Genomic DNA, 13111 nt, shown 5'->3' on the forward strand with positions numbered 1-13111 from the left:
ATCAGCCCTCGGGTTCCAGCCCGGCGAGCCGGACCGCGTCCTCCTCGGCCGGTTCCGCGAGCCGCGCGACGTCCTCCTCGTCCAGCTCCGCCAGCGCCCGCAACTGCTCCGGGGTGACGCCCTCCGGGATCGGCACGGGCGCCGGGGTGCGCAGCGGCGGCTGCCAGCCGTCGGCGGGGGTCCAGCGGCGTACGACACGGGCCGGGGCGCCCGCGACCACGGCGTGGTCGGGCACCGTGCCCCGGACCACCGCGCCCGCGGCCACCACCACGTTCCGCCCGATGCGCGCCCCCGGCAGGATCACCGCGCCGGTGCCGATCCAGCAGCCGGGACCGATCTCCACCGGCTCCATCCGCGGCCACTGCTTGCCGATGGGCTCGTGCGGATCGTCGTAGGAGTGGTTGGTGGAGGTGACGTAGACGTACGGCCCGAAGTAGCAGTCGCTGCCGATGGTGACCGTCGTGTCGGCGATGACATGGCTGCCGCGGCCCAGCACGACCCCGTCGCCGACGCACAGGATCGGCTCGGGACCGAGGTCGAGACCGGGCATCAGACCGGCGGTGAGGGTGACCTGCTCGCCGACGATGCAGTGCGCGCCGATCCGGATCCAGGGTTCGCCGAAGACCGTGCCGAGCGGGAAGGCGAGCCTGGTACCTGTTCCCATCGCCCCGAAGCGGAAGCGGCCGGGGTGCTCGGCGGTCACCGAGCCCGTGCGCTGCGCCCAGGCCCAGCCCGCGTGGACCGCGCGCTGAGCGAGGCGGCGCGGCCAGGACGAGAACGTGTTCTTGCGCTTCGGCACCCGCTCACCGTAGTGGGCGGCCGGCTCGCCGACGGGCCGGTGCCCCTGTGATCTTCACCCCACCGGGGCGGCGTACGGTGCGTGTGTCCACGACGTCGGTGAAGGGAGAGGACGATGACGCACCGCGCGCTGATCACGGGTGTCGGAGGCAGGGAGCCGAAGGTGGACGGGGACGCCTTCGTGGCGCCCACGGCCTCGGTGATCGGGGACGTGACGCTGCACGCGGGCGCGAGCGTCTGGTACGGGGCGGTGCTCCGCGGTGACGTGGAGCGGATCTCCGTCGGGGCGGCCAGCAACGTGCAGGACAACTGCACGCTCCACGCCGACCCCGGGTTCCCGGTCCGCGTGGGCGAGCGGGTGTCGATCGGGCACAACGCCGTGGTGCACGGGGCCACCGTCGAGGACGACTGCCTGATCGGCATGGGGGCGACCGTGCTCAACGGCGCCGTGATCGGCGCGGGATCGCTGGTCGCCGCTCAGGCGCTGGTGCCGCAGGGGATGCGGGTACCGCCCGGGTCGCTGGTCGCGGGGGTGCCGGCGAAGGTCCGGCGGGAGCTGACCCCTGAGGAGCGCGAGGGGCTCACGCTCAACGGCACGATGTACGCGGAGCTGGCGAGGACTCACCGGGAAGAGCACGGGGCCTGAGGGTTCGCCGGCGTACCGCGGGCCGTCCGGGGCCGACCGCGCGGTGCGCCGCTCCCCGGTCGGGGCGTTCAGTCACCGGCGGGAACGGGCTCCGGGGCTCGGGACGCCGCCTGCTTCGCCTTGCGCTTCAGCACCAGCGCCGATGTCACGCCGATCAGCACCGCCAGCACCAGGCCCAGCCACGAGAAGCGCTTCAGCCAGGACTCGGCGACGACGCCGACGTAGTAGATGACGGCGGTGGTGCCGCCCGCCCAGACGATGCCGCCGAGGACGTTGGCGATCAGGAACTTCCAGTACGGCATCCGCAGCACACCCGCGAGCGGGCCGGCGAAGATGCGCAGCAGGGCCACGAAGCGGCCGAAGAAGACGGCCCACATGCCCCACTTCGTGAAGGAGCGCTCGGCGGTCGCGATGTGCCCCTCGCTGAAGTGGCGGGGGAACCTGGCGCCCAGCCAGGCCAGCAGCGGCCGTCCGCCCTTGCGGCCGATGGCGTAGCCGATCGAGTCGCCGACGATGGCGCCGGCGGTGGCGCAGGCGCCGAGGACCACCGGGTCGATGTCGCCGTGCTGGGAGGCGAGCAGCGCGGAGGAGACCAGGATGATCTCGCCCGGCAGCGGGATGCCCAGGCTCTCCAGCCCGATGACCAGCCCCACCAGGGCGTACACGGCGACCGCGGGCACGGTCTCGAGCCATTCCTGCACGTGCAACGCCCTGTCCTCCCGGTCCACCGTTCGTGCGCCGCCGCCGGCGCACGAACGGGAAGCCTACCGGCCCCGCCGGTGTGCCGGTGGTCAGCCGTTGGGGCGCAGGGTCCACACGACGGTCATCTCGCCGGTGACGGCGCCGTCCTCGCGGCGGATGGTGACCGGGACCGGGAACTCGGGGCGCACGCCCCCGTCGAGTTCGGCGACGACCTCGACGGCCGGGCGGCCGAGGGTCGCGGTGGCGGTGACCGGGCCCATCGCCAGCTTCTTGTAGGCGATCTCGGCACGGACGGCCAGCGGTACGGCCCGTGCGAGCTGGTCCCCGAACGCGGCGAGCACGATCGCGCCGCTCGCCGACTCACCGAGGGTGAACATCGCGCCGGCGTGCGGCCCGCCCACGTGGTTGTGGTAGTCGGCCTGGTCCGGCAGGGCCACCACGGCCCGCTCGGGCGTGGTCTCCAGGAACTGGAGGTTGAGGGTCCGGGCCATGGGCACCGTGGCGGCGAGCATCTCGCCGATGGACATCTGGTCTGCGCTCATGCCCGCAGGTTACCCGTGAGTAGGTTCAACCCGCCACGCCTTGGGGCGTCCAGGTTGCTACGTCCCTGTCAAAGGGCGGTAACCCCATCGTGTCCCTGGCGCGGCTAGGGTGGCTGCCCATGTGGCCAGGACAGCAGCCGCCCGGGGGCGAGCAGAACCCGCAGTCGGACAACCCGTACCAGCAGCCGGGGTACCAGCAGCCGAATCCGTACCAGCAGCCCGGCTACCAGCAGCCGAACCCGTACCAGCAGCAGCCCGCATGGGGCGCGCCGACGGTGGCGACCGGGCCGCAGCCGCCGCAGGGCGGGGGCGGGAACCGGACGAAGCTGGTGGCGATCATCGCCGCGACCGCCGTCGTCGTGGCCGCGGGCGTCACGGGGTTCCTGGTGCTCGGCGGCGACAAGGACGACACGGCCGACGGCAAGAAGGCCGCCGAGCCGACCGCCACCGCGTCCAAGGACACCTCCGCCGAACCGAGCGCCTCCGCCTCGGACGACAACCCGCGCGGCGGCGAGGCGGAGAAGGCGACCGTTCCGGGCTGGCAGGTGGTCGTCAACACGCGCTTCGGCACCAAGTTCGACGTCCCCGCCGACTGGGAGATCGAGACGCCCGGCACCAGTGTGGGCTTCGAGTGGGAGGAGAAGGACGGCGAGCTGGGCCGCACCTCCGTCACCGCTCCCGCGTACCTGAAGTCCAAGTGGTGCACGAGCGACGAGAACAAGGACGGCCGCGAGGAGGACACCGCCCTCGCCACCGCCGGAACCCGCGGTGAGAACGGCGCCAAGACCACCGAGGAGGCGGCCGAGACCCGCGTCCCGTGGTGGATCTACGGCGGGTACACGCAGCCCGACAAGAAGAGCCTCACGTACGAGAAGCCGAAGCCGTACACCACGGCGTCGGGCATCGAGGGTCACGTCGCCACGGCGCGCTCGGAGAACACGCCGCAGAACGGCAAGTGCGACAGCGACGGCAAGGCGATCACGTTCGCCTTCAAGAACGGCGCCGGGGACTTCGTCACCTGGAACCTGTACGGTGCCAAGGGCGTCAAGGACGAGATCCCGGAGGCGACCGTGCAGAAGATCCTCAGCACGGTGCGCCTCACCGAGGAAGCGCCGACGGAGTCCTAGCAGGTCCGGGGGCCGGCCTTCCATTTGGCATGTCGGCCCCGGCCCGGCGATAGTCACGGGGTGCCGACCACCGCATCCCGCCGCCGTCCCGCCTGGACCGGCCGCAACCACGCCCTGCTGACCGCCGCCGCCGTGGTGACCAACCTGGGCAGTCACGGCGCGCTGATCGCCGCCGCCTTCGCCGTGCTGGAGGCGGGCGGCGACGGCGGCGACGTGGGTCTGGTGGCCGCCGCCCGCACCCTGCCGCTGGTGCTGTTCCTGCTGATCGGCGGTGCCGTCGCGGACCGGCTGCCGCGCCACCGGGTGATGGTCGCGGCCAACGCCCTGAACTGTGTCTCGCAGGCCGCGTTCGCGGCGCTCGTCCTGGCGGGCGAGGCGCGGCTGTGGCAGATGATGCTGCTCAGCGCGCTCGGCGGTACCGGTCACGCGTTCTTCAGCCCGGCCGCCGAGGGCATGCTGCTGTCCTCGGTCGAGGGCGAGCAGGCCGGCCGGGCGTTCGCGGTGTTCCGGATGGCGATGCACGGAGCGACGCTCGGCGGCGCCGCGCTGGGCGGGGCCATGGTCGCCGCGATCGGGCCGGGCTGGGTGCTGGCGGCGGACGCGGCGGCCTTCGCGGTCGCGGCGGCGCTGCGGGCGTTCCTCGACGTGAGGCACATACCGCCGCGCGCCCCCGGCGGTGGCATGCTCGCCGATCTGAAGGAGGGCTGGCGAGAGTTCACCGGCCGGCCCTGGCTGTGGGGCGTCGTCGTCCAGTTCTCCGTCGCCAACGCGGTCGTCGGCGCGGCCGACGCGGTCTACGGGCCGCTCGTCGCCCGGGACCATCTGGGCGGCGCCGGTCCGTGGGGCGTGGCGCTGGCGTTCTTCGGCGGGGGCACGGTGGCGGGCGCGCTGCTGATGACCCGCTGGCAGCCGCGCCGTCTGCTGTTCGCCGGCACGCTGTGCGTGTTCCCGCTGGCCCTGCCGTCCGCCGCGCTCGCCGTGCCGGCGCCGCTCGCCGTGCTGTGCGCGGTGATGTTCGTGACCGGTGTGTCGCTGGAGGTGTTCGGCGTCTCCTGGATGACCGCGCTGCACCAGGAGATACCGGAGGAGAAGCTGTCCCGGGTCTCGGCATACGACTGGTTCGGCTCGGTCGCGCTGGTGCCCGCGGCGATGGCCCTGGCGGGCCCGGCGGAGACGGCGTTCGGCCGCCCGGAGGCGTTGTGGGGGTGCGCGGCGCTGGTCGTGCTCGTCACGGCGGCGGTGCTGTGCGTTCCGGACGTCCGCGGTCTCCGCCGCCGGACCCATCCGGTCACCGGCGCGTCCGCCGCACCGGCCGGTGCCGAACGCCCCCTCGGGGAACCCGGGAAAACGCTGCAGGACTGAATCGCGGTCCGCACCGCCGGACCCGCCACGCCGGCGGCACCGGCCCGGACGGTGCGTCAGCCGATGCCGAACGCCCCCGCGGGGGGCTCGGGCGACGGTACGGCGTCCTCGTCCCGCACCGGGAGCGCGCCGCGGACGAAGTCCCGCAGCGCGGCCCCGTGTTCCACCCGGGCCGGGAAGGCGTCTGCGGCAGTGGCGCGGGACAGGGCGGCGACGTCCAGGGGCCGGTGGGCGGCGGCCAGGACCGCGTTGCCGAAGCGGCGGCCGCGCAGCACTCCCGGCTCGGCGATGAGCGCCAGTTCCTCGAACCGCGTGCCCAGGGTGGCGATCTGGGAGCGGAGGAAGTCGAACGGGGCGGCGTCCGCGAGGTTGGCGAGGTAGACCCCGTCGGGCCGCAGGACGCGCGCGGCCTCCCGCGCGTAGGCGACGGAGGTCAGGTGCGCCGGAACCCGTGAGCCGCCGAAGACGTCGGCGACCAGGACGTCCGCGCTGTCGTCGGGGGCCGTCTCCAGCCAGGCGCGGGCGTCCGCCGCGTGCAGCGTGACATCGGCGCCGACGGGAAGGGGCAGGTGCTCGGCGACCAGTTCCAGCAGTCCCCGGTCGAACTCCACGACGTGCTGCCGGGAGCCGGGGCGGGTGGCGGCCAGGTAGCGGGGCAGGGTGAGCGCCCCGCCGCCGAGGTGCAGCGCGTCCAGCGGGCGCCCCGGTTCCGCCGCGGTGTCCAGGACGTGCCCGAGCCGCCGGGTGTACTCGAACTCCAGATGCGCCGGCTCGTCCAGGTCGACGTACGACTGCGGCGCGCCGTCGACGGTGAGCAGCCAGGCCCGCTCCCGGTCCACGTCGGGCATCAGCTTGGCGGTGCCGTGATCGACGACACGGGTCACGGGGATGGGCTCGCTCACCGTCCCATTGTGCCGTCGCCCGTACGGACGGCCGCCCGCCCCCCTGTACGGGGGCGGGCGGCCGTTCCGCCGATCAGCCGACCGCCGTCACCGTGCCGGCGCCGACCGTGCGGCCGCCCTCACGGACGGCGAAGCCGAGCCCGGGCTCCAGGGGCACGTCCCGTCCCAGCTCCACGGTCATGGTGACCGTGTCCCCGGGCCGCGCCACCGCCGCCTCGCCGAGGTCGACGTCGCCCACGACGTCCGCCGTGCGGATGTAGAACTGTGGCCGGTACCCGGTCGACACCGGTGTCGTGCGGCCGCCCTCGCGGGCGGACAGCACGTACACCCGCGCGGTGAAGCGCCGGCTCGGCACCACGCTGCCCGGCGCGGCCACCACGTGCCCGCGCCGCACCGCGTCGCGCGGCACCCCGCGCAGCAGCAGCGCCACGTTGTCGCCGGCCTGCGCCTCCTCCATGGGCTTGCCGAAGGTCTCCAGGCCGGTCACCACGGTCTCCACCCCGACGCCGAGCACCTCGACCCGGTCGCCGACGCGGACCGTGCCGCGCTCCACCGCGCCGGTCACGACGGTGCCCCGGCCGGTGATGGTGAGCACGTTCTCCACCGGCAGCAGGAACGGCGCGTCCAGGTACCGCTCGGGCACGGGCACATAGGTGTCCACCGCGTCGAGCAGCGCCTCGACCGACGCCGTCCAGCGCGGGTCGCCCTCCAGCGCCTTCAGCCCGGAGACCCGTACGACGGGCGCGGACTCGCCGCCGTAGCCGTGCGCGGAGAGCAGGTCGCGGACCTCCAGTTCGACCAGGTCGGTCAGCTCCTCGTCGCCCGCGTCGGCCTTGTTGATCGCCACGACGATGTGGTCCACGCCCACCTGGCGCGCGAGCAGCACGTGTTCGGCGGTCTGCGGCATGATCCCGTCGAGCGCGGAGACGACGAGGATCGCCCCGTCGAGCTGCGCGGCGCCGGTGACCATGTTCTTGACGTAGTCGGCGTGGCCGGGCATGTCGACGTGGGCGTAGTGCCGGGTGTCGGTCTCGTACTCGACGTGCGCGAGGTTGATGGTGATGCCGCGCGCGGCCTCCTCCGGTGCCCGGTCGATGCGGTCGAACGGGACGAAACGGCCGGAGCCGCGCGCGGCGAGGACCTTGGTGATGGCGGCGGTCAGGGTGGTCTTGCCGTGGTCGACATGGCCCATCGTGCCGATGTTCAGATGCGGTTTGGTGCGGACGTACGCCGTCTTGGACATGGCGGTACCTCGAAGCCTCTCGGTGATGACGCGTGGTGACGCATGACGGCCCCGGGCGCGGCGGATCGGCGCGCGGCCGGGACGGGGACCCCGGGAACCTGGCCGACCCTCCCCCTGGGGGGTCCGCCGGGCGATCCGGGGAGGGTCAGCTTCGGGCGCCGTCGACTGCGGCGAGGAAGGTGGGAACGGCAGCCTTCGGGGCATCCGCGACCGCGGACGCTGCGAGGTGGAAGGCGTACCGGAACATGCTGTCGATCCTCGCCGACGACCCGCCCCGCGTCGAATGGTTTTCCGCGCCGCCCCTACGCGCCGATGCTCTTCAGCGCCTCCCGTACCGACAGCGGCGCGAACCGTCCCTGCTCGCGCGCCAGGAAGGCCCGTACGGCGTCCGGGTCGGTCTTGGCGTACTCGCGCAGGCACCAGCCGATGGCCTTGCGGACGAAGAAGTCCGGATGGCCCGACCGGCGCAGGCAGTAATCAAAGAGGCGCGCGGCATCGGTGCGCTCCTTGTACCGCAGTTGGTGGAGCAGGGCGGTGCGGGCGAGCCACAGGTCGTCGTCGCCGATCCACTCGTCCATCTCGGCGGCCAGGCTCCGGTCGGCGGCGACCAGCGCCCCGACGACGTGCGCGGCGAGCAGGTCGACGGTGTCCCACCAGGGGACCGTGGTGACGAGGTGCCGGGCGACGGGCAGGAAGCCGGAGGAGCAGTGCCGTACGTGGCGGCGCAGGTAGTCCACGGCGAAGTACTGGTACTCGCGCTCGGGCAGCTCCCAGCAGCGCAGGGCGACGGCCGCGCAGTCGGCCTCGCCGGGGCGGGGCAGCCCCTCTACGACGGTGCGGGACAGGGCGCGGCGGACCGGGGTGGTCAGGCCGAGGAAGGGGGCGACGTCCTTCATGTAGGCGCGCATCGCCACGGCCCGTTCCGGGTCGGCCGCCGGCCCGTACGTGGCGGTGAGCCGCTCCAGCACCGTGTCGGCGAGCGGACTGTCCGACACCCGTGGTGCCGCCGTACCGTCCTCTGTGACGCGCATGAGACGAACACTACGGCGATCACACATATTTGTCGGTTAGTGTCACCGGATGCTCGATGCCACCACCCGCTCTGGGGGCACCGCCGCCACGGCCTCTCCCCGGGCCACCGCCACGGACCTCTCCGTACCGCTCCCGCCGGCCCGCGCCACGGGATTCGCCGCCCGCTGCGCCGGAATCCTGCTGTCGCCGTGGTCACGGCTGTCCCTGCTGGTCGCCCTGCTCCTCACCGCCGCGTCGCTGGTGCTCGCGTTCGAGCCGCAGCGGCTGCTGACCGACGGCTGGCCCGCACAGCTCGGCGGGGCCGCCGCGGTCGTGGCGTACGCGGTGGTCTACGGGGTGTGCACGGTGGCGTTCGTGCCGCGCCCGCTGCTGAACCTCGCCGCGGGCGCGCTGTTCGGCTCCCAGCTCGGCCTGGGCGCGGCGCTGGGCGGCACGGTGCTGGGCGCCGGGCTGGCCTTCTGCCTGGGGCGGGCGCTCGGCCAGGAGGCGCTCCGTCCGCTGCTGCGCGGACGCTGGCTGAAGGCCGCGGACGACCAGCTCAGCCGGCACGGCTTCCGCTCGATGCTGGCGGCCCGGCTGTTCCCGGGCATCCCGTTCGCCGCCTCGAACTACTGCGCCGCGGTCTCCCGCATGGGCCTGCTGCCGTTCCTGCTGGCGACGGCGCTCGGGTCGGTCCCGAACACCGCCGCCTACGTGGTGGCCGGCGCCCGCGCGTCGACGCCGACGTCCCCGGCCTTCCTGATCGCGCTGGCCTGCATCGCCGTACCGGGTCTCGCGGGCGCGGTGGTGGCGTGGCGCAAGCGGCACCGGCTGCGCGGGCGGTGAGCCGGCCGGCGGTGCGTCAGACCCGCTCCAGGATCATCGCGTTGGCGAGTCCGCCGGCCTCGCACATGGTCTGCAGGGCGTAGCGGGCGCCGCGTTCGCGCATCGCGTGGACCAGGGTCGTGGTCAGCCGGGTGCCGCTGGCGCCGAGCGGGTGGCCGAGGGCGAGGGCGCCGCCGTGCACGTTGACCCGGGACAGGTCGGCGCCGGTCTCCTGCTGCCAGGCCAGGACCACACCGGCGAACGCCTCGTTGACCTCGAACAGGTCGATGTCGTCGAGCGACAGGGAGGCGCGGCGCAGCACCTTCTCGGTGGCCGGGACGACGCCGGTGAGCATCAGCAGCGGGTCGGATCCGGTGACGGCGAAGCTGTGCAGCCGGGCGAGGGGGCGCAGGCCGAGGCGGGCGGCGGTCCCGCTCGACGTGATGAGCACGGCGGAGGCGCCGTCGTTGACGGGGCTGGCGTTGCCCGCGGTGACGTTCCACTCGATCTGCGGGAAGCGCTCGGCGAAGACCGGGTCGTGGTAGGCGGGCCGCAGGCCGGCCAGGGTCTCGGTGGTGCTGTCCGGCCGTACGCACTCGTCGCGGGTGACGCCGTCGAGCGGTGCGACCTCGGCGTCGAACAGTCCGGCGTCCCAGGCCGCGGCGGCCTTGCGGTGCGAGGAGACGGCGAAGGCGTCCATCCGCTCGCGGCCGATCGACCACTTGGCGGCGATGAGTTCGGCGCTGATGCCCTGCGGGACGAGCCCCTCCGGGTAGCGCGCGGCGACTCCGGGGCCGAAGGGGTCCTTGCCGGCGGGCACGTTGGACCACATCGGCACCCGGCTCATGGACTCCACGCCGCAGGCGACGACGAGGTCGTACGCACCGGACATGACCCCTTGCGCCGCGAAGTGCACGGCCTGCTGGGAGGAGCCGCACTGGCGGTCCACGGTGGTGGCCGGGACGGATTCGGGCAGGCCGGCGGAGAGGACGGCGTAGCGGGTGGTGTTCATGGCCTGTTCGCCGACCTGGTCGACGGTGCCGCCGATGACGTCGTCGATCAGCGCGGGGTCCACGCCGGAGCGTTCGACGAGGGTGCGCAGGGTGTGGGCGAGGAGTTCGACGGGGTGGACGTGGGCGAGGGCGCCCTGCGGCTTGCCCTTGCCGATGGGGGTGCGTACGGCTTCGACGACGACTGCGTCACGCATGGGGCGGGCCTCCTCGGCCGGGACCTGTTCAGGGCGACGTACCAGTGAGTAGGAAATCCGAACTCACCATAGCTCTGTGAGTTGGAAAAACAAACCCTCCTCTAGACTCGGCCGTATGGCCGCCTCCAAAGACCCGCGCCCCTGCTCGATCGCCGACACGCTCGCGCTGGTCGGCGAGAAGTACTCCCTGCTCGTCCTGCGCGAGGTGTGTCTCGGCAACGGCCGCTTCGACCAGCTGGTGCGCAACATCGGCGCTCCGCGCGACGTCCTGGCCACCCGGCTGCGGCGGCTGGTCGACGCCGGGATCCTCGCCAAGCACCCCTACAGCGAGCGCCCGCGGCGCTTCGAGTACCGGCCCACCCCGGCGGGACTGGAACTGGAGCCCGTCCTGCTGACCCTCAAGGAGTGGGGCGACCGCCATCTGCACCAGGACGGCGACCTGCCCATGGTGCTCGAGCACGTCTGCGGCAACGAGTTCGTCCCGGTCGTCACCTGCCGGGCCTGCGGCGACGAGGCGCGCCACGAGGACCTGACCTCGCATCCGCAGGCACCTGGCTGGACGGTGGGCGGTCCGACGACGGCCTGAGCCACCACGTCCCGCCGAGGGCGCCCGTGCCGTGAAGCCCCTGTGTCGGGGCTGTCATCTTGGGGCGCTACGCTTCCCCCTCGGCGCACCTGATCATCGATCACCGCCCACGGCGGCGCGGTGCGCTCCGTCGCCCGTCCCACGATCGGCACTTGGACTCCGCTACCTCATGTCTTGGTTCGAATCACTCATCCTCGGACTCGTCCAGGGGCTGACCGAGTTCCTGCCCGTCTCCTCCAGCGCGCACCTGCGGCTGACCGCGGCCTTCTCCGGCTGGGAGGACCCGGGCGCGGCCTTCACCGCGATCACCCAGATCGGCACGGAGACCGCGGTCCTGATCTACTTCCGCAAGGACATCGGGCGGATCCTGTCGGCCTGGGCCCGCTCCCTGACGAACAAGGAGATGCGCCGCGACCAGGACGCGCGCATGGGCTGGCTCGTCATCGTGGGCTCCATCCCGATCGGTGTGCTCGGGGTGACGCTCAAGGAGCAGATCGAGGGCCCGTTCCGTGACCTGCGGCTCACCGCGGCGATGCTGATCGGCATGGGCATCGTGCTCGGCGTCGCCGACCGCCTCGCGGCACGGAGCGAGAGCGGCGGCCGGCACCGCGTGGCCAAGGAACGCAAGGAACTCAAGGACCTGAACGTCAAGGACGGCCTGATCTACGGCGTCTGCCAGGCCATGGCGCTCATCCCGGGCGTCTCCCGCTCCGGCGCCACCATCAGCGGCGGTCTGTTCATGGGCTACCGGCGCGAGGCCGCGGCTCGCTACTCCTTCCTGCTCGCCGTCCCCGCGGTGCTGGCCTCCGGCGCGTTCGAGCTGAAGGACGCCGCGGAGGGCGGGCACGTCTCCTGGGGGCCGACGCTCTTCGCGACGGTGATCGCCTTCGCCGTCGGGTACGCGGTGATCGCCTGGTTCATGAAGTTCATCTCGACCAAGAGCTTCATGCCGTTCGTCTGGTACCGCATCGCGCTCGGCGTCGTCATCATCGCGCTGGTCGCCATGGGCCACCTCAGCCCGCACGCGGCGGAGTCGGCGGGCTGACCCCGGCACAGACGCGGCCCCGGGGCGGGAGCGCGGCCCCGGGGAACGAACGTGACCCGAGCACGTGACCGAAGACATACGGTGCGCGTAGCCGTCCGGTAGCGCGCTGTCAGTCCATGGCCCTAGGCTTGTCCGCATGTCCCCCGATTTAGTGACCCCTGGTTCCGCGCGGTCCGCCGCCGAGGTCAACGAGCAGATCCGCGCGCTGTGGCTACGCGCGGGCGGGTACCTGTCCGCCCAGGAGCGCGAGCAGTACGAACTGCTGGTGGTCGAGTGGGCGGCGGCAATCCGCGGCCGCGTCGTCAAGGCGGCCTGACACTCCCCCGCCCTCGCGGTGCGGCTCAGCGCCCGCCCGCCACTCTCAGCACCGTCCCCGTGGTGTACGAGGCGTCCGGCGACATCAGCCACGCCACGGCCGCCGCGATCTCCTCGGCCCGCCCCGCCCGCCGCAGCGGGATGCTCCCGGCCATCTCCCGGGCGCGGTCCGGAGCCCCCATCGCGGCGTGCATCTCCGTGTCGATCAGTCCCGGAGCGACCGCGTTGACGCGGACGCCGTCCGGACCCAGCTCCTTGGCCAGACCGAGGGTGAGGGTGTCGACGGCGGCCTTGGTCGCCGCGTAGTGGACGTACTCGCCGGGGCTGCCCAGGGTGGCGGCCCCCGAGGAGACGTTCACGATCACGCCTTCGCCCCGGGGCGTCATGAGCTGCGCCGCCCGCCGCGCGCACAGCAGCGTCCCCATGAGGTTGACGTCGACGACCCGTCGCAGGATGTCCGTCCCGACCTCGGTGAACCGCCCCAGCGGCCCGGTGACCGCCGCGTTGTTCACCAGCCCCGTCACCGGTCCGAGCTCCCGCTCCGCCACCTCGAAGAGCCGCTCGACGTCCGCCTCGACGGCCGTGTCCGCGCGCACGGTCACGGCCCGCGCCCCGGCCGCCCGCACCCTCTCCGCCACGTCCTCGGCGGCCGCGGAGTCCCGGACGTAGTTCACCGCCACGTCGTGCCCCTCCGCCGCGAGCCGCAGACAGGTCGCGGCACCGATCCCCCGGCCGCCGCCGGTGACCACCGTGACGAGACGCTTCATGAGTACCTCCAGGCGAAGAGCGCGAAGAGCGCG

Annotated in this window: 15 protein-coding genes; 7 read left to right on the forward strand and 8 right to left on the reverse strand. The window is 73.3% G+C overall.

The features are described from left to right. Window position 1: 1 nt before the first annotated feature. Window positions 2-799 carry an acyltransferase gene (locus tag ACH5AO_RS02455; RefSeq protein ID WP_398920939.1) on the reverse strand — a complete coding sequence of 266 codons (798 nt, stop codon included), beginning with the start codon at window positions 797-799 and terminating at the stop codon, window positions 2-4. Window positions 800-913: 114 nt separating this feature from the next. Between ACH5AO_RS02455 and ACH5AO_RS02460 the strand changes: the two genes are divergently transcribed. Beyond that, window positions 914-1444, forward strand: a complete 531-nt coding sequence (locus tag ACH5AO_RS02460; protein WP_398920940.1) for a gamma carbonic anhydrase family protein — start codon at window positions 914-916, stop codon at window positions 1442-1444. Between the two features lie 68 nt (window positions 1445-1512). Here ACH5AO_RS02460 and ACH5AO_RS02465 read toward each other — a convergent pair whose 3' ends face one another. Together ACH5AO_RS02465 and ACH5AO_RS02470 are read right to left on the reverse strand one after the other, a co-directional pair. After that, window positions 1513-2151: a DedA family protein gene (locus ACH5AO_RS02465; RefSeq protein ID WP_398920943.1), complete on the reverse strand. Its 639-nt coding sequence runs from the start codon at window positions 2149-2151 to the stop codon at window positions 1513-1515. 84 nt (window positions 2152-2235) lie between these two features. Next, the gene (locus ACH5AO_RS02470) at window positions 2236-2673 is read right to left on the reverse strand and encodes a DUF4442 domain-containing protein (protein ID WP_398921088.1); all 438 of its coding nucleotides are present in this window, start codon (window positions 2671-2673) and stop codon (window positions 2236-2238) included. A gap of 134 nt (window positions 2674-2807) precedes the next feature. Between ACH5AO_RS02470 and ACH5AO_RS02475 the strand changes: the two genes are divergently transcribed. Continuing rightward, window positions 2808-3815, forward strand: a complete 1008-nt coding sequence (locus ACH5AO_RS02475) for a hypothetical protein (RefSeq protein WP_398920945.1) — start codon at window positions 2808-2810, stop codon at window positions 3813-3815. A gap of 60 nt (window positions 3816-3875) precedes the next feature. Beyond that, a complete protein-coding gene (locus tag ACH5AO_RS02480) occupies window positions 3876-5177 on the forward strand; it encodes an MFS transporter (protein WP_398920947.1) in 1302 nt (433 codons plus the stop codon). A gap of 56 nt (window positions 5178-5233) precedes the next feature. Here the strand turns inward: ACH5AO_RS02480 and ACH5AO_RS02485 are convergent, their stop codons facing one another. The 3 genes from ACH5AO_RS02485 to ACH5AO_RS02495 all read right to left on the reverse strand — a co-directional run bounded on the left by ACH5AO_RS02485 (window position 5234) and on the right by ACH5AO_RS02495 (window position 8353). Beyond that, window positions 5234-6079, reverse strand: a complete 846-nt coding sequence (locus ACH5AO_RS02485; protein ID WP_398920949.1) for a spermidine synthase — start codon at window positions 6077-6079, stop codon at window positions 5234-5236. A gap of 73 nt (window positions 6080-6152) precedes the next feature. Further along, complete coding sequence (tuf, locus tag ACH5AO_RS02490; protein WP_398920950.1) at window positions 6153-7322, reverse strand: elongation factor Tu; 1170 nt, start codon at window positions 7320-7322, stop codon at window positions 6153-6155. Window positions 7323-7624: 302 nt separating this feature from the next. Next, window positions 7625-8353: a DNA alkylation repair protein gene (locus tag ACH5AO_RS02495; RefSeq protein ID WP_398920952.1), complete on the reverse strand. Its 729-nt coding sequence runs from the start codon at window positions 8351-8353 to the stop codon at window positions 7625-7627. A gap of 49 nt (window positions 8354-8402) precedes the next feature. Between ACH5AO_RS02495 and ACH5AO_RS02500 the strand changes: the two genes are divergently transcribed. Beyond that, window positions 8403-9179, forward strand: coding sequence for a TVP38/TMEM64 family protein (locus ACH5AO_RS02500; RefSeq protein ID WP_398920954.1), 777 nt, complete (start codon window positions 8403-8405; stop codon window positions 9177-9179). 16 nt (window positions 9180-9195) lie between these two features. Here ACH5AO_RS02500 and ACH5AO_RS02505 read toward each other — a convergent pair whose 3' ends face one another. After that, entirely contained in the window at window positions 9196-10365 is a 1170-nt protein-coding gene (locus ACH5AO_RS02505) for a thiolase family protein (RefSeq protein ID WP_398920955.1), read from the reverse strand. A 115-nt stretch (window positions 10366-10480) separates the two neighbouring features. On the opposite strand from ACH5AO_RS02505, the gene ACH5AO_RS02510 reads away from it, so the two are divergent. The 3 genes from ACH5AO_RS02510 (at window position 10481) to ACH5AO_RS02520 (ending at window position 12312) form a co-directional block, all read left to right on the forward strand. Beyond that, a complete protein-coding gene (locus ACH5AO_RS02510; protein WP_398920957.1) occupies window positions 10481-10951 on the forward strand; it encodes a winged helix-turn-helix transcriptional regulator in 471 nt (156 codons plus the stop codon). Window positions 10952-11120: 169 nt separating this feature from the next. Continuing rightward, window positions 11121-11996, forward strand: a complete 876-nt coding sequence (locus tag ACH5AO_RS02515; protein WP_398920959.1) for an undecaprenyl-diphosphate phosphatase — start codon at window positions 11121-11123, stop codon at window positions 11994-11996. Between the two features lie 136 nt (window positions 11997-12132). Further along, window positions 12133-12312: a hypothetical protein gene (locus ACH5AO_RS02520; RefSeq protein ID WP_398920961.1), complete on the forward strand. Its 180-nt coding sequence runs from the start codon at window positions 12133-12135 to the stop codon at window positions 12310-12312. 25 nt (window positions 12313-12337) lie between these two features. On the opposite strand, the gene ACH5AO_RS02525 is transcribed toward ACH5AO_RS02520, so the two are convergent. Then, window positions 12338-13078, reverse strand: a complete 741-nt coding sequence (locus tag ACH5AO_RS02525; protein ID WP_398920963.1) for an SDR family NAD(P)-dependent oxidoreductase — start codon at window positions 13076-13078, stop codon at window positions 12338-12340. Window positions 13079-13111 lie beyond the last annotated feature (33 nt).

Source organism: Streptomyces sp. NPDC018964, from assembly GCF_044390325.1.
GTDB lineage: Bacteria > Actinomycetota > Actinomycetes > Streptomycetales > Streptomycetaceae > Streptomyces.

What these genes read in the sequence shown, in the direction of transcription:
- ACH5AO_RS02460 (WP_398920940.1), top strand. Translation starts at nt 914, where the DNA reads ATGACGCACCGCGCGCTGATCACGGGTGTCGGAGGCAGGGAGCCGAAG.
- ACH5AO_RS02470 (WP_398921088.1), bottom strand. Translation starts at nt 2,673, where the DNA reads ATGTCCATCGGCGAGATGCTCGCCGCCACGGTGCCCATGGCCCGGACC.
- ACH5AO_RS02475 (WP_398920945.1), top strand. Translation starts at nt 2,808, where the DNA reads ATGTGGCCAGGACAGCAGCCGCCCGGGGGCGAGCAGAACCCGCAGTCG.
- tuf (WP_398920950.1), bottom strand. Translation starts at nt 7,322, where the DNA reads ATGTCCAAGACGGCGTACGTCCGCACCAAACCGCATCTGAACATCGGC.
- ACH5AO_RS02495 (WP_398920952.1), bottom strand. Translation starts at nt 8,353, where the DNA reads ATGCGCGTCACAGAGGACGGTACGGCGGCACCACGGGTGTCGGACAGT.
- ACH5AO_RS02500 (WP_398920954.1), top strand. Translation starts at nt 8,403, where the DNA reads ATGCTCGATGCCACCACCCGCTCTGGGGGCACCGCCGCCACGGCCTCT.
- ACH5AO_RS02505 (WP_398920955.1), bottom strand. Translation starts at nt 10,365, where the DNA reads ATGCGTGACGCAGTCGTCGTCGAAGCCGTACGCACCCCCATCGGCAAG.
- ACH5AO_RS02510 (WP_398920957.1), top strand. Translation starts at nt 10,481, where the DNA reads ATGGCCGCCTCCAAAGACCCGCGCCCCTGCTCGATCGCCGACACGCTC.
- ACH5AO_RS02515 (WP_398920959.1), top strand. Translation starts at nt 11,121, where the DNA reads ATGTCTTGGTTCGAATCACTCATCCTCGGACTCGTCCAGGGGCTGACC.
- ACH5AO_RS02520 (WP_398920961.1), top strand. Translation starts at nt 12,133, where the DNA reads ATGTCCCCCGATTTAGTGACCCCTGGTTCCGCGCGGTCCGCCGCCGAG.
- ACH5AO_RS02525 (WP_398920963.1), bottom strand. Translation starts at nt 13,078, where the DNA reads ATGAAGCGTCTCGTCACGGTGGTCACCGGCGGCGGCCGGGGGATCGGT.